The following is a 15368-nucleotide window of genomic DNA, read 5'->3' as shown; positions in this document are numbered from 1 at the left end:
GCCGTTTTATTTTTTGTGGGAGAACCAGATGAAACCTTTTAAGGATTTAGATGAGCAGATTAACATATTAAAAAGCAGAGGCCTAAACTTCTCTGATGTTGATAAAGCTAAAAAATATCTTTTAACCAACAATTACTATAACGTGATTAACGGATATAGTAAATTTTTCACGACACGCCGAAATCACTCTATTTATATTTCAACCACTGATTTTGATGAGATTGTCGCTGTACATTTATTTGATAAGGAATTAAAAAACGTCGTTTTAAAAGCGTTTATCGAAGCAGAAAAACATTTTAAATCAGTTGTAGCTTATAGATTTTCCGAAAAATACAAATCGCCATATTCCTATCTTAATACTAATTGTTACAAAAGAACATCTAATTTCAAAGAGATGGCTAAAATATCTAAGTTAATAGGAATTTTATCTAATATCGTCAACTCGAATGTAAATAAAAAAGATATGAATTCGATAAAGCACCATTATAAAAATCATGGTGAAATCCCTTTTTGGGTACTATGCAATGATATGACGTTTGGTCAAATAATTACATTTTATACGTATCTAGACAGTAGTTTACAAGATGATATTGCAAGAGATATGTCTACGTTTTTACAAAGTAACATCCAAAATATAACGAGTAAAACAACCAATCAGGTTATCTCTGCTTCTACATTATTAAAGGTTCTAAATAATACAAATGAGTTTAGAAACATTGCAGCTCACAATAATTTAATTTTTAAGCATCGCTGCTGGAAATCTCTAAGTTCTCAAAGGTGGTTGCCTGCTGACCACGTTAGTTGTAATCGCCAAGGGCTGTATTATGTATTTTGTTATTTGCAGTGTTTATTGTCTAGTTCACAATATGCTATTTTACACAACAGTATTAGAAAAAGGGTCACAACCCTTAAGAAAAACCTCCATTCTATCCCGATTTCTAAGGTTTTGCAAACCTTGGATTTCCCGACCGATTGGGATAATACTTCGATAATCCCGCTGCCAAATACACCGCAAGCAATAAAAAAACGTTCCATAGATAGCGTGAAAAATATTAATAGACCACTATCTGAAAGATTACGTTTTAAATCAAAGTAAAAAACAAAAAAGCCTACCACTCTCCGCCGCCAAGCTTGAGTGATAGGCTAAATCTGGTATAGTACATAGACTGCTTATTAGTAGTTCTATTTACTTTACCCATTTTATCAAAAAGTGAGGTAAAAAACAATGTGGATTGAAGAATTAGACAACGGAAAGTATAAGTATTTTGAGCGTTATAAGGACGAATATAACCGCACAAAGCGTGTATCTATCACTCTTGACAAGAATACCAAGCAAGCGCAGAATCAAGCCTCACGCATGTTACTAGAGAAGATACAAGAGAAAACAAAAAGCGGAAATGCAACTTCCGCTTTATTTTGGGAAGTTGCGAAGGATATGGAAAAAATTGAAACGCATACGCTTAAACCTGCCACTATACGAAACAGAAAAGTTGCTCGGCACAAACTAGCTCTATTTATTCCAGAGAAAACTTTGCTGATAGAATTAAAACAAGCTCAAGTACTGGATATTTTGGAGAATCTATACTACGAGGAAAACTATTCGCTCGAAAGCATCTCGAATTTTAAGGCTTATATCTCAAATGTATACAAATACGCTATCAAGCGTGGATACAATGTGGAAAATCCAACGAAAAACTGCACAATTGTCCCTAAAATAAAAACGATAGACGAGTTAGAAAACGATACCCCAAAATATTTGGAAATGGAGGAATTACGCGAAGTGCTCCATTTAGTTGATGCGAAAAATCATCGTTATGCGTTGCTCTTCGAATTTTTGGCGCTGACAGGTTTGCGCATCGGCGAAGCCTTAGGTTTGACTTGCAAAGATTATCAAGGAGACTTTATAGCGGTAACTGGTACATACGATAGATACGTACGCCAAAAGATAACGCCAAAAAACAAATCAAGCTACAGAAAAGTATCGCTCAGCAAGAGAGCAAGAACGATATTAGACGAAATTATTCAAACAAATATCACACTTGGAAACAATCAAGGAAAGTCATCTGACCCAATATGGACAAATCAACGAAACGGCACTATCATTTTTGATTCAAATATCGGCATATTCTTGAGGAGATTGGACTATCAAAAAAAGAAACTATCAACACACGTTTTTAGACATACTCACATCTCCATATTAACGGAATTAAACACACCGCTCAAAGCAATTATGGATAGAGTCGGGCATACGAATCCAAATACAACTCTAAAAATCTACACACACGTTACAAATAAAATGAAAAATGACATCATAGATAAACTTGATAACTTGCCCCTTTTCTGCCCCCAGAAAAACAAATAAACCCCACGAACGTTGATTTCATGGGGTTTTTATGTGTTTTATTTGATGTGTGTTGGGTAGAGCATAAAATTCCTTAATTCATATGATAAAGTGAGTTGTAAAGGTTAACGATTTCTGTGACAATGGCCTTACTTGTCGCTGAATTGAGATCCGTAAGATTTGGCAAGACAACGGATACCGCAATTTGGGGATTGTCACTCGGTGCATAGGCAACGATATTGGTATTGACTGCGTCTAAAAATTGACCATCTGCCGCTTTGACAAAGGTTTCGGCAGTACCTGTTTTGGCACTGATTTGCACAGAAGCTCCGTTTGCAATAGCACGACCAGTTGTGAAACCGCTGGCACCATTTACCACTTGGTAGAAACCTTCCTTGATAAGAGCCATATCTTCTGCAGAGACATTGACTTGATTCAATTCCTTACCGGTCACCGTTGAGATTTGATTGCCTAGACTACCGTCTTCCTTATTGTCATAAACCCCTTGCACTAAATGCGGTGAAACACGTTTTCCATCATTGGCAACCGTCGCTGCATACTGGGCCATTTGCAGAGGAGTATAGTTGTCAAACTGTCCAAAGGCATTGGTCAAATAGTTAGAAATACTGAATTCTTCAGGAATATAGCCTGTAGACTCAAGCGGCAAGTCAATACCTGTTGAAGTACCCAGACCAAATTCTCTAAAGGTAGACCGCAGCTTTTTCATTGCCTCTGTCATTTGATCATTTTCAGCTAAGGTCATGCCGTAAATATAGGGTTGACCAGCCATCTTGAGGGCAAGCTGTACCATGTAAGTATTAGATGAGTACTGGAGAGCTTGAACAGCTGTGATATCTTGATTGCCATAAGCTGTAAACCAAGAAGTAATGGGATTGGAACCCGCAAACTGGATAGGCTGGTCCGTCAGGACTTGATTTCCCGAAATAATTCCATTTTCCCAACCAGAAGCAATGGTGGCTCCTTTGACGATTGACCCCGGTACAAAGATATTGGTAATAGTTCCGAGAGCATCTTCTGACACCTCATTGGTCTCGGTATCATGCTTGTAGCCCGCCATGGCAAGGACATCGCCGGTATCTGGTTTGAGAACGACAGCATAAACACCATTAGAATAACGAGCACTACCTGTTGAAAGCTCAGCATCAAAGTGCTTTTTCAAGATAGCATTGACACCATCTTGGAATTTCAAATCAAGGGTTAGCTTGATATTATTCCCTTTTTGTCCTTCTTGAACCGTTTTTATCTGGTCTACTCTGCCATTTTTATCCAATAAAATATCTCGAACTTGGTGTTTGCCTTGGAGAACTTCTTCGTATTGTTTTTCCAAGTAAGCTGTTCCCACACGGTCATTAAGAGCATAGCCTTTGGCTAAATACTCTGCCGCATCTTCTTGTGGCAATCCTGCTTGCTCAGTCGTTACCGTCCCTATAATGGAAGCTAGCGATGTCTCCTTGACAACTCGGTTCCAGTTACTGGTGGTCGAAATGCCTGATAAATTCTTTTCATTGGCAGCGATCAAAGCAATCTGTTCAGCTGTCAGGGGTTCTGTCACCAAATGGACTGTTTCAAAGTAACCTGCCGCATTCATCTGCGAAAAGAGTTCAATGACCTTGTTTTCTTCCTCAGAAAAATTCAACTGTTCGGGCTTCAAGCTCGCTACTGCATTAGCATAAATGGTAGACTCATTCAAATAATTGCCATCTGTATCAAATTTTTTCTTTTTAGGAAGATTGGCAACAACTTCTCGATAGGTTTCTGGATCAGCCAAGTAGTAATCTGCGCGATCTCGGTCTGAGTTGGACACACTTGTCACTGTCACATAACCAAGCAAATTTTGTGCAATCTGCTTAATTTGCCCCGCTGTCATCGTGTTGGAACGAGTAAAAGCGACCACTTGTTCCACTTCATTTTCTACCAAAGCAACTCCTTTGGCATCATAAATCTGACCACGTACCGAGCTGGTCGTAATGGTCTTCTTACTGGCTTTTGCCAATTTATTGGTATAAAATTCCTGATTCACAATCTGCATGTAGGCCAATCGTGCAATCAAGGCTGTAAACAAGAGGACAACCAACGAAAATAGGATATAGAGTCTTCTAGGAATGTGGTTGCGTAACTTGTTATTTGCCGTTTTCTTTTTCGCCACTATCAACACCTCTTTCTGGAAATTCTTTTCTATTATAACACAGGAGGAGGGATTTTTCTTGACCTAGATTGGGCTTTCTAGAGAAAGTTGACCATCCTCAATCCGCCAAATCTGCTCTGCTATTTCCCCAACAAAACGAGGATCATGTGAGATGAGAAGAAGGCTTCCAGGATAGCTTTCTAGAAAGGTTTCCAAGGCCTCCAAGGTGACCACATCCAGAAAATTGGTCGGCTCATCCAGTATCAGCAGAGTGCTGTCGCTCAATAAAACCTTGGCTAGAGCCAATCGCACACGCTCACCACCTGACAAGGTCGCCACCTTCTGTTGAGCCTTTTCATAGCGAATCCCCAGCATGGCTAGAAGATTAAGGATTGTCACACGGTCCTGCTCAGAAGTCTGACGAGCATTATCAAAGGCGGATTTTTCCAAGTCCAGCTGGCTGAAATTCTGTGAAAAGTAGGCGACGGATAACTTAGCCGCATAATAACCGTCCAGCTGATGAGACAAGAGTTGTCGTACAAAACTAGTCTTTCCAGCACCATTTCTCCCCAGCAAGGCCACTTTTTGACCAAAGGTCATGCTTAATTCTGGATGATAAAACAAATAATTCTCTTCTACAAAAATCGCATTTTCTTTGAGGCGGAAAAGGGTGTGGAGAGTGCTGTCCAACTGCCCTCGCACCTCCATTTTCACCCATGATTCCTTTCGTGGTTTTTCTACTTTATCCATGCGCTCGATGCGTTTTTCAATCGCCTTAGCATTCTTGGCCATTGCCTTAGCTTGCCCATCATAGGCACCCAATCTAGAATTAACCTTCCAATCCGAAGAACTGACTGACTTTTTCTTCTTAGTTAATTTTTTCGCCTTGACCTTCTTGTCTTCCAAGACACCTTGCAGTTGCTTGACCTTGGCTTGATAATCGCGATAAGCAGCTGCTTTCTGGCTTCGTTCAGCCTGCCGTTCTTCTGTACACTGGTCATAATTTCCTTGGTATTGACGAATAGTCTGGTGTTCCAGATACCAGATTTTCGTCACAATTTGATTGAGGAAGTCACGGTCATGACTGACCACCAACAGACTCCCTCGGTATTTTCGCAATTGGTGGATGAGCCAGAGACGATTTTCCATATCTAGATTGGCAGTTGGCTCATCTAAAAGCAAGAGTCTAGGCTTTTGAGCCAGTGCTTTCTTTAGTGCCTGCAAAATTTGTTCACCACCAGATAGAGCTGTTTCTTCTTTGATTTGAGGAAGATAGGCAAAATCCTGCATAACCTCTATCTGACCTGTGAAATCTCTATCCTGCCCCACAAGAATCTTGAGAAAGCTAGATTTGCCAGCACCATTTTCCCCAATTAAACCCACCTTACAACCTGTCTCCAGCTGTAACCTAGGCAGATCAAATAAGAGACGACCTGCTACTTCTTTTCTTACTTGTTGACAATATACTACTTCCATAAAAACCTCACTTGCCTGAAAAAGAAAGGTTTCGGGTAGACAAAAAGCCGTGCAGAACACGACCTTGACAGAAAAATCCCGCCAAGCCAGACTACAAGAAACCTCAAAAGTACAGTCTCCACCCTTGTATCTCAAGAATGAAAACTAGAAACTTCGGATTTACTTGTTAATCATGACGCCACAGGACCTCACATTTCATTTTATAGGTTTATTTTAGCATAAAAGTACAGGATTGAACAGAATTTTTAAGAACCCGCACTTTCATAGGCAGACAAACCTTTATTCCATACAAAAATAGAAAGACTGAGACAAATGATTGCCGCCAAAACCAGCCCTCCTAAGCGAAATACCAATTCTTCCCCTGTCAAAAAGTAAGCTGCAGGATAATAGGCTGTAAAAGCAAAGGGAAGAATAAAGCTAAGCACATATTTCAAAAAAGGATGGTAGATTGCCATAGGATATTTAGCAAAATCATTAAACATATAAAAAATATAAGTCACTGCACCCGATTGCTTGGTCCAAAAGGAAATACTGGCTGTCGCAATCTTTAATGAAGTATAAATAGCTGTCGCAAATGGCAAACTAAGGACAAACAAGAGCAACTTCCCTGCTGTCCACTCCATACTCCCAGCACTGCTTGCTAGAAGTAGAAAGCCAACCAATAACTCTCCAAGAGCATCTACTTGAAAGGTTTCTACCAATACATGAAAAAGTGGATTGAGAGGGCGTGTCAAATATTTATCAAAATCCCCCCTGCGAACCAAACGCTGACCAACCGCCCACAAATTATCGAAGAAAAGGTGGTCAATTCCCTTGGGAAGCAGTGAATAACCATAGATAAATGCAATCTGCGCGAAATTCCACCCTTGTAAATTAGGAATATGGGAAAAAAGAACTTGGAGGAAAAGGATATTCAAGCCCTGTGTCAAAAAAACTCCCAGCACACCAATTAAAAAATCCACCTTGTACTCCATCAGCTGCTTTAGATATTGCTTGATAAACAAGCCATGTAATCGTCCTAAACGTCTCATATCAACCTCCTTGAACTGTCAAATGTCCCTGTACAGCTTTCCAAACTAACTGAGACAAGCCCACAAAAAAGAGCAACCAAAACACCTGCAGTCCCAAAGCAAAGAAAGTTTCTTGCAGATTATATTTTCCAATAAAGATCATGACTGGTGCATACACGAGCGATGAAAAAGGTAAAATCGACAATATTTTAGCGACAATTGTTGGGAAAAAAGCCAGCGGTATGAGACTTCCTGATAAGAAAGCAACAATGGAATTCTTCAAAAGGTTGGAACCCCAGAGATTTTTAAATACAAAGGCTGTAAATCCAAAACAAATATTAAAATAAAAGTTCATCAGATAGGCCAATAACAAGCTAAACAGATAAATGACCAATCGTAGCAAGACTTGCAAAAAAGTCTGACCTTGCCAGATTTGCCAAAGACTCATTCCAAGTAAAAATGGAAAACCTACAGATAAAAAGACCATACACTTGAAGCCTAATTCGGTAAATAAATAGGATATGGCAAAGTGAACTGGACGCAGTAAACGCATGACAATCGAACCATCTTTGACCTCATCGCCAATCATAAAGGATGAATCTGACTTAGTCAATAGATTGGTTAAGAACCCGACAATAATATAGGAAGTCATATCTGCTAAACTAAAATGATTGAGAACGGGATTGGCTGATGAATCGAAAACTGCTTTCCATAAGTAAAAAGCCACAAAAGCACCAATCACATCTCCCAAGCGATAGAGGAAAAAATTAACCCGATAGGTCACCATTTCCTGAATCCCCGCCCGTACAAAGGGGCGGTATCGATACCAAAAAGTCTTCATTTAGAGCTCCTTTCGGTAGAAACGCCGGATAATATCCTCAATGTCCGCTTCCTTGATGGCTACATCACGTACTTGGACCTGATTCATAGTCTTTTGGATTAAATCAGCCGTCTGATAACGTGTCCGATCATATTGCACAGTCAAGTGATTTTTCTCGCGCTTGACCTGAATATCTGGCATCCCTTCATAAGAAAAGCGATTTGGAGATTGACCCGACATGACTTCAAATTCCAAGGTCTGCATTTTTCCAAAAGTTGTTTTTAATTGATCCAAGGTGCCATCAAAAATTTCTTGCCCCTTATCAATCATAAAAATCCGGTCACAAAGATTTTCAATATCGCTCAAATCATGGGTCGTCAGTATAATGGTTGTCTCTTCCTCTTGATTGAGCTGAGAAATGGCCTTTCGAATATTGTCCTTAACCGCTACATCCAGCCCAATCGTTGGCTCATCTAAGAATAGAACCTTGGGATTATGGAGCAAGGAGGCTGCAATATCGGCCCGCATTCGCTGACCAAGCGACAGCGTCCGAACAGGATCCTTGATAAATTCATTCAAATCCAGAATATCATTGAGAAAGTCCATACGCTTGTGAAAATCCTTATCAGGAACCTGATAGATTTCTTTCAAGACAGTGTAGGTTTCTTGCAAGGCTAAGTCCCACCACAACTGGGTCCGTTGCCCAAAAACAACCCCGATATCCTTAACATAGTCCTGTCGATTTTCTTGAGGAATTTTTCCGTTAATCTGACAAAAACCAGATGTCGGAGTCAAAATCCCTGTCAACATTTTAATTGTAGTTGATTTCCCAGCACCGTTGGCACCGATAAAGCCCATAATCTGCCCCTTTGGAACTTCAAAGGTCAAGTCCTTGACTGCTTCAAAATTCTGGTATTCTGGTCGAACTAAAGATTTCATAGCTCCTAAAAGCCCTGGCTCCTTGATCGTTTTCTTGAAATTTTTCTGTAAATGAGATACACGTATCATTGTCATCATAGCGACTCCTTGCTATTTCGTATCTCTCATTATAGCAGGTTCCACCTACTTATGCAAACGTTTTCTCGGGTTGCAAAAAAGAAGCCCCGCAGGACTTCATTTTCTTATTCTGCATCAGCTGGGCGTGATTTGCGAGCGATATCTGCTAAAATTGTCTCTACAAATTCAGCGATGGTTTCAGTGTGTGTTTCTTTACTTCCGTAGCGACGAACGTTGACAGCCGTGTCAGCCATCTCCTTGTCACCAACGATCAATTGGTAAGGAACTTTTTGCGTTTGACTTTGACGAATCTTGTATTGCATTTTTTCGTTTCGTTCATCCACTTCAACACGGACACCACGGTCGCGAAGTTCTTTTGCTACTTCCCAAGCGTAGCCAGTATGCGCTTCATTTGAAATAGGGATAACCGTAACTTGTTGAGGTGCCAACCAAGTTGGAAAAGCTCCTTTGTAAGTTTCGATAAGGATAGCTGTAAAGCGTTCCATGGTTGAAATAACCCCACGGTGAATCATAACTGGACGGTGTTCTTCTCCATCAGCACCAATGTATTTCAGGTCAAAACGTTCTGGAAGAAGGAAGTCCAATTGAATAGTTGACAGGGTTTCTTCATTACCAAGAGCAGTCTTCACCTGGATGTCGAGTTTTGGACCGTAGAATGCTGCTTCACCTTCTGCTTCAAAGTAATCCAGCTCCATATCATCCATTGCGCCCTTGAGCATAGCTTGCGCATTTTCCCACATTTCGTCGTTATCATAGTATTTCTCAGTGTCCTCAGGATCACGGTATGATAAACGGAAACGATAATCAGTCAAGTTGAAATCAGCATATACATCAATGATCAACTGAAGAGCACGTTTGAATTCTTCTTGGATTTGTTCTGGAGTAACGAAGATGTGACCATCGTTGAGGGTCATTTCGCGCACACGTTGCAAACCAGTGAGGGCACCAGATTTTTCATAGCGGTGCATCATACCAAGCTCAGCGATACGCACTGGCAATTCACGGTATGAACGAACATGATTTTTATAAACTTGGATGTGGTGTGGGCAGTTCATTGGACGAAGGACAAACTCTTCCCCGTCGCCCATATCCATAGTTGGGAACATATCTTCATGGTAGTGGTCCCAGTGACCTGATGTTTTGTAGAGTTCAACAGATGCTAACGGTGGTGTGTAAACATGTTGGTAGCCTGAAGCCAACTCTTTATCCGTAATGTAACGCTCCAAAGTCCGGCGAATTGTCGCACCATTTGGCAACCAGAATGGCAAACCTTGACCAACTTCTTGAGAAATCATGAAGAGGTCCAATTCTTTACCAAGTTTACGGTGGTCACGTTCTTTAGCTTCTGCCAAGCGTGTCAAGTGGTCTTTCAAATCTTTCTTGTCAAACCAAGCAGTCCCATACACACGTTGCATCATATTGTTGTCGCTATTTCCACGCCAGTAAGCACCCGCTACGTTAAGCAAGTGGAAGACTTGGATACGACCAGTTGACGGTACGTGTGGTCCACGGCAAAGGTCTACAAATTCACCTTGACGGTAAATGGTCAAACCAGCAGCGTCATCAGCATGTTCAGAAATCAATTCGACCTTATAAGGATCGTCTTTGAAGATTTCAAGCGCTTCTTCTTTTGTCACTTCCTCACGAATACATGGATAGTTTTCTTTAACGATTTTTTGCATTTCTGCTTCAATAGCTGGCAAATCTTCGTTCGAAATTTGTCCGCCAGCATTGTCCGTATCATAGTAGAAACCATCCTGAATAGCAGGACCAACCCCCAACTTGATGTCCGGGAAAAGGCGACGAGCCGCTTGGGCAAATAAGTGAGCTGCTGAGTGACGCAAGATATCCAAGGCATCCTCGTGATCAGGCGTTACGATTTCAAGCGTACCGTCCTCTTCAATAGCACGAGTGGTATCAATCAATTTACCATTGAACTTACCAGCAAGCGCCTTTTTCGCCAAAGACTTGCTGATGCTCTCTGCAATTTCAAAAGTAGTCACGCCAGCTGGGTACTCACGAACAGCACCATCTGGGAAAGTGATTTTAATCATGTTTATCTCCTTATTTTTTATTTTTTAATCCCCAATAACTCTTCTTTTTGAGCTAAAAAGGTTTCCATTTCTTTTTGAATATCAATATCCAGTCGGTCAGCCAGTTCAATCAACCACCAGATATTTTCAGCCATTTTATGCTCCAAGGTATAAGGCGTTTCATCATAGTAACGCCCCTGCTTGGTCATAATCAGGCGGTTCATGTTGCCAATATCATTGGTCAAAGCCAAAAGGTCTTCCTCAATCGACCACTCTTTGTCGTGATGCTTGACTTCCAACTCTCTGTAAGCCTTGCGAATGGCTAGGCAACGGGCAATCGTTTCTTGTGGAATGCTGGTCAATTTCATCTCCTTGTTTTGTCAAAAAAGAAAACACGACGCCCTCACAAAAGGACGTCGTAACGTGGTTCCACCTTCATTCGCAGTCACGCTAAAAAGCCTGACTACCTCAGATTGGCGATAAGGGAACCACCCTTTTATGTTTGCATAAAATCATACCGAGTAGTGTCCGTCCATGAATAGGTGCCACTCCCAGCAACGGGCACTCTCTCGACCATTCGACAAGGTTAGACATGTCTCTGTGTTTTATTGTAGCACAAAATTCAGATATTTCAAGTTTTCTTCTTCCCTTTTTTTGACATCCTCCCTAGACCAACCCCTAATAACATCGCTAGAAAAGAAATAATTAGATAGGGAAGAAGGTAAAATTCAATACCATCGCTGTTGAAACATACATATTCTACTACTATTTTAAGCAAAAATCCACCACCAATTACCAAAGGAAAGTACCAGTTAAAACCTTGAAAGAAACCAAACAATGTGGAAACAAGAAAAATTGCCAGTGGTGCATAAAATAAGATTGTACTAATATCAAAACTCTTTAAGGCTAGTTCATTCACGTCAAGCCATTTCATTGTTACAAAAAGATAAAGAAAAACTGGTAGAAAATGCACGACAAGTGGACATAGAGAATACAGAAATAGTTTTTGAGTCTTCATAACAGATTCCTTTTTAATCTAGATAATCTCGAATGGATTTGATCTGCTTGATGGAAGCTTTCCAGATTTTCGCGGTTGTATCTGATGATTTGACAAAGGCACGTTTAGGCAAGGCAATCGCTCCTTTGAGAATTTCTTCTGCTACCGATTCGCCATTGAGCTGGTTTTTCCGAAAATCATAGGCAATTTTCAAGTCCAGATAATATTCATAAACCCGACGACCGAAGTTTTCTGCAGAAATTTCATACAACTTTTTGTCCAAGACATACTGATTCATAGCTGGTGTCTGGTCAATAGCCTCAAGAACCGTTTCCGCCAAGGCTTCTTCTTCTGCAAAAAGAGCTCCAAACATCGGATTCGTCAGTACATTTTCCAAATAAGGGTTGGCATGAGCCAAAATCGGTGTCCCAGAAGCCAAACTCTCCAAGTAGGTCAGCCCCTGCGTCTCACTGGTTGAAGCCGAGATGAAGAAATCTGCTGCCTTGTAATAAAGAGCCGTGTCGCTAGGCGCAATCATACCTGTCATCTGAATGGAAGCCTCTAGCCCCAATTCCGCTATCATGGCTCCCAAGTCTTTGGCATAAGGCCCACCACCAGCAATGACTAGCTTCACATTGGGATTTTCTGCTAGGATTGCAGGCATAGCTTGCACCACCGCCTGAATATTTTTTTCATAGGAAATCCGTGACAAGCTGAGGAGCATGGTTTCATTTTCCGCAATCCCCAACTGCTCCCGTAAATCCTCGATATTATCTTTGGTAATTTCTGGACGGTCAAATTTTGCCAAGTCAATCCCTGTCGGAATCACGCGCTTGGGAATAGCAATCTGATACTCATTAAGAATGTCTTCAACAATCTCACTCGGACAAATCACACCATCCAAATCCTTGAAAAAGGCACGCGCCAAATACTTGACCATGCTTGGTCGAATCAATTTTCCGTTAGCAATATAGCGAACATAGTCCTCGTACTGAGTATGATAAGTGTGAACCAGCGGAATATCCAGCTCACGTGCAATCATTTTTCCTAAGATCCCCAGAGAAAATTCTGTATGGGTGTGAATAAGGTCTAACTTGTAACGCTCTGCAATTTTCAAGGCATCTGTAAAGCCACGATAGGCCACCCGACGATCCTTGAAGGCAAAGAAAGGCACACTTGGAATGCGGATTATATCCCAATCTTCATAACGATTGACATCCTTATCTGTCGTGGTAAATATGAACACCATATGTCCCTGTTTTTCCAGTTCTGTCTTCAGGGTCTTAATGGACGTCGCAACACCTGATACCTGCGGAAAATAAGAATCTGTAAACAATCCAATTCTCATACAAATCCCTTTCTAGTCTTTTTTAGGTGACACTTTTTCGTAAAATTCCTGCCACATCTCTAGCACATGCTCACGTGAGTAAAATTCATTGCCACGCTGAGCATCGGCTACCGCCTGCTGGTAATAGTTGCTATCTGTTGCCAATTTTTCAATTTGATCAACAAAGCCCTCCAAATCCTCCGCCCGACGATAAAAGTCAAAGAGAATATCTTCATAAATCTCCAAATCCCGCAAAAGAATGGGCTTGTGGGTGCACATGGCCTCTAGGATGGACATGGGAAAGAGTTCTTCAAAGGATGGTAAAATCATGACATCCGCCAAATTGTAGATAGCGTTCATTCTTTCTCGCTCGACAATTCCTAAAAAAGTCACATTAGCTGGTGGATTATCTACTACTTTTTTCAATTCTTCATAACCGTCTGTGATTTTTCCAAAGGAGAAGCCACCTGCCCAGACAAACTTGTAGTGAGGCAAACGCTCTGCCATTTTCAAAAAGTCAAAAACACCCTTACGCGTCTGAATCTGGCCCACGCCTACAATCAAAAAATCAGCCTGAGCAAAACCGTACTGGTCCCGATTAGCTGCCTTTTCCTCTGCTGTCAGGGGATGAAAGGTCTGGCTGGACACAAAATTTGGAATGTAGGTCACCTTTTCCTTGGGCACACCGTAGCGAGCCAACTCGCCAATAAAGTAGGGATTGACTGTCACCAAGTAATCCATCTTCTTATAGAATGCAATCATATACTTGTAAAATATTTTCTTGGCAAAACCAGGCAACTGTAGGCTCTGTTCAACCGTTTCAGGTAACATATGCACGTAGCCCACTGACATTCCCTTGCGGGTAAACCAAGGCTTGGTCAAGTAAAATTGAGGGTCAATAGTATGATAATGGGTAATATCTGCAGGCTTGTACTGATTAATGGTCACTTCAAAGTCTTCTGACAATCCTGTCTTCACCAAGTCAACCTGCTCCAAGTAAGCTGAACCAACTCCCTGCCCTGAAACCTTTGTGGCGCTCGACATCATGTTAATAATTTTCTTACTCATTCTCTCTCCAGTCACAAATTCTTTCTATCATTTTATCATAATCTTTCAATATTCATGTCGATTTACCAAAAAAAGCTGCCGAAGCAGCTTGTCTTTATTTAGTTGATTGGCGTTCTTTGATGCCATGGTTAAGGACCACTTCGCGGTTTTCCAATTCTTCCTTGTGCATGATTTTAGTCAACATACGCATGGCAATAGCACCGATATCATAAAGTGGTTGGCTAATAGATGTCAAGTTTGGACGAGTGAACTTAGTTACCAAAGAATCATCGCTTGTCACGATTTCAAACTCTTCTGGAACTTTCACTCCGCGGTCAGCAATACCGTTCAAGAGACCAGCAGCAATTTCGTCTTCTGCTACATAAGCCGCAGTTGCACCTGCATTCAAGAGGCGTTCTGCCAAGGCATAGCCTTCTTCATATTTGTATTTAGACTCAAACACCAAACCTTCGTTGAATTCCAAACCATTATCTTGAAGGGCTTCCTTGTAACCTGCCAACCGAATCTTACCATTGATTTCATCCACTAGCGGACCAGATACAAAGGCAATCTTCTTATTATTTTTCCCCAACAAGTTTACCACATCCTTGGCTGCTTGACCGTAATCAATATTAACACTTGGTAATTGATGTTCAAGGTCAACTGTACCTGCCAAGACAATCGGTGTACGTGAGCGTGAAAACTCTGCACGAATCTTGTCTGTCAAGTGGTACCCCATAAAGATAATCCCGTCTACTTGTTTAGAGAAGAGGGTGTTCACCACATTGATTTCCTTGTCATCATTTTCATCAGAGTTTGCCAAGATAATATTGTATTTGTACATCTCAGCAATATCATCAATCCCTTTTGCAAGCGTTGCGTAGTAGGCATTTGCAATATTTGGAATCACCACCCCAACTGTTGTCGTTTTTTTGCTGGCCAAACCACGTGCAACAGCATTTGGACGGTAATCCAAGCGTTCAATGACTTCTAAAACTTTCTTACGAGTATTCTCTTTTACATTTTTGTTGCCATTGACAACACGACTAACAGTAGCCATCGATACGCCAGCTTCGCGGGCAACATCATAGATTGTTACTGTATCATCCGTATTCATCATATTTCCATATCCTTTCTGTAACTTTTATCTTATG

Annotated in this window: 13 protein-coding genes; 2 read left to right on the top strand and 11 right to left on the bottom strand. The window is 41.0% G+C overall.

Features of this window, described 5'->3' with window-relative positions; all coding sequences use genetic code 11:
- Positions 1-28: 28 nt before the first annotated feature.
- Together ACHUFA_RS02765 and ACHUFA_RS02760 are read left to right on the top strand one after the other, a co-directional pair.
- The gene (locus tag ACHUFA_RS02765; RefSeq protein WP_222347236.1) at positions 29-1096 is read left to right on the top strand and encodes an Abi family protein; all 1068 of its coding nucleotides are present in this window, start codon (positions 29-31) and stop codon (positions 1094-1096) included.
- Between the two features lie 129 nt (positions 1097-1225).
- On the top strand, positions 1226-2362 hold the full coding sequence (locus ACHUFA_RS02760) for a tyrosine-type recombinase/integrase (protein WP_394404834.1): 1137 nt from the start codon (positions 1226-1228) through the stop codon (positions 2360-2362).
- A 73-nt stretch (positions 2363-2435) separates the two neighbouring features.
- Here the strand turns inward: ACHUFA_RS02760 and pbp2b are convergent, their stop codons facing one another.
- The 11 genes from pbp2b to ccpA all read right to left on the bottom strand — a co-directional run bounded on the left by pbp2b (position 2436) and on the right by ccpA (position 15331).
- Positions 2436-4508 carry a penicillin-binding protein PBP2B gene (gene pbp2b, locus ACHUFA_RS02755; protein WP_394404833.1) on the bottom strand — a complete coding sequence of 691 codons (2073 nt, stop codon included), beginning with the start codon at positions 4506-4508 and terminating at the stop codon, positions 2436-2438.
- Positions 4509-4571: 63 nt separating this feature from the next.
- Positions 4572-5963 (bottom strand): ribosomal protection-like ABC-F family protein, encoded by a 1392-nt coding sequence (gene abc-f / locus ACHUFA_RS02750; RefSeq protein WP_394404832.1) that lies wholly within the window; start codon positions 5961-5963, stop codon positions 4572-4574.
- Between the two features lie 245 nt (positions 5964-6208).
- A complete protein-coding gene (locus tag ACHUFA_RS02745; protein ID WP_222347232.1) occupies positions 6209-6994 on the bottom strand; it encodes an ABC transporter permease in 786 nt (261 codons plus the stop codon).
- Position 6995: 1 nt separating this feature from the next.
- The gene (locus ACHUFA_RS02740) at positions 6996-7814 is read right to left on the bottom strand and encodes an ABC transporter permease (protein WP_222347231.1); all 819 of its coding nucleotides are present in this window, start codon (positions 7812-7814) and stop codon (positions 6996-6998) included.
- Positions 7815-8807: an ABC transporter ATP-binding protein gene (locus ACHUFA_RS02735; protein WP_394404963.1), complete on the bottom strand. Its 993-nt coding sequence runs from the start codon at positions 8805-8807 to the stop codon at positions 7815-7817.
- 107 nt (positions 8808-8914) lie between these two features.
- A complete protein-coding gene (gene thrS, locus ACHUFA_RS02730; RefSeq protein WP_394404831.1) occupies positions 8915-10864 on the bottom strand; it encodes a threonine--tRNA ligase in 1950 nt (649 codons plus the stop codon).
- A gap of 17 nt (positions 10865-10881) precedes the next feature.
- A complete protein-coding gene (locus ACHUFA_RS02725) occupies positions 10882-11211 on the bottom strand; it encodes a nucleoside triphosphate pyrophosphohydrolase family protein (protein WP_394404830.1) in 330 nt (109 codons plus the stop codon).
- 263 nt (positions 11212-11474) lie between these two features.
- Positions 11475-11861, bottom strand: coding sequence for a hypothetical protein (locus ACHUFA_RS02720; RefSeq protein ID WP_394404829.1), 387 nt, complete (start codon positions 11859-11861; stop codon positions 11475-11477).
- Between the two features lie 13 nt (positions 11862-11874).
- Entirely contained in the window at positions 11875-13188 is a 1314-nt protein-coding gene (locus ACHUFA_RS02715) for a glycosyltransferase family 4 protein (RefSeq protein WP_222347227.1), read from the bottom strand.
- Positions 13189-13200: 12 nt separating this feature from the next.
- The gene (locus tag ACHUFA_RS02710; RefSeq protein WP_222347226.1) at positions 13201-14235 is read right to left on the bottom strand and encodes a glycosyltransferase family 4 protein; all 1035 of its coding nucleotides are present in this window, start codon (positions 14233-14235) and stop codon (positions 13201-13203) included.
- 94 nt (positions 14236-14329) lie between these two features.
- Positions 14330-15331: a catabolite control protein A gene (gene ccpA, locus ACHUFA_RS02705; RefSeq protein ID WP_222347420.1), complete on the bottom strand. Its 1002-nt coding sequence runs from the start codon at positions 15329-15331 to the stop codon at positions 14330-14332.
- Between the last annotated feature and the right edge of the window lie 37 nt (positions 15332-15368).

Source organism: Streptococcus hepaticus (assembly GCF_043656315.1).
Taxonomy (GTDB): domain Bacteria; phylum Bacillota; class Bacilli; order Lactobacillales; family Streptococcaceae; genus Streptococcus; species Streptococcus hepaticus.
The sequence above is the reverse complement of the archived record's forward strand: the minus strand, read 5'-3'. Positions and strand labels throughout refer to the sequence as shown.

Coding starts and splice junctions, on each gene's coding strand:
- thrS (WP_394404831.1), bottom strand. CDS start 10,864: ATGATTAAAATCACTTTCCCAGATGGTGCTGTTCGTGAGTACCCAGCT.
- ACHUFA_RS02760 (WP_394404834.1), top strand. CDS start 1,226: ATGTGGATTGAAGAATTAGACAACGGAAAGTATAAGTATTTTGAGCGT.
- ACHUFA_RS02720 (WP_394404829.1), bottom strand. CDS start 11,861: ATGAAGACTCAAAAACTATTTCTGTATTCTCTATGTCCACTTGTCGTG.
- ACHUFA_RS02740 (WP_222347231.1), bottom strand. CDS start 7,814: ATGAAGACTTTTTGGTATCGATACCGCCCCTTTGTACGGGCGGGGATT.
- ACHUFA_RS02735 (WP_394404963.1), bottom strand. CDS start 8,807: ATGACAATGATACGTGTATCTCATTTACAGAAAAATTTCAAGAAAACG.
- ccpA (WP_222347420.1), bottom strand. CDS start 15,331: ATGAATACGGATGATACAGTAACAATCTATGATGTTGCCCGCGAAGCT.
- ACHUFA_RS02715 (WP_222347227.1), bottom strand. CDS start 13,188: ATGAGAATTGGATTGTTTACAGATTCTTATTTTCCGCAGGTATCAGGT.
- ACHUFA_RS02745 (WP_222347232.1), bottom strand. CDS start 6,994: ATGAGACGTTTAGGACGATTACATGGCTTGTTTATCAAGCAATATCTA.
- ACHUFA_RS02710 (WP_222347226.1), bottom strand. CDS start 14,235: ATGAGTAAGAAAATTATTAACATGATGTCGAGCGCCACAAAGGTTTCA.
- ACHUFA_RS02765 (WP_222347236.1), top strand. CDS start 29: ATGAAACCTTTTAAGGATTTAGATGAGCAGATTAACATATTAAAAAGC.
- abc-f (WP_394404832.1), bottom strand. CDS start 5,963: ATGGAAGTAGTATATTGTCAACAAGTAAGAAAAGAAGTAGCAGGTCGT.
- ACHUFA_RS02725 (WP_394404830.1), bottom strand. CDS start 11,211: ATGAAATTGACCAGCATTCCACAAGAAACGATTGCCCGTTGCCTAGCC.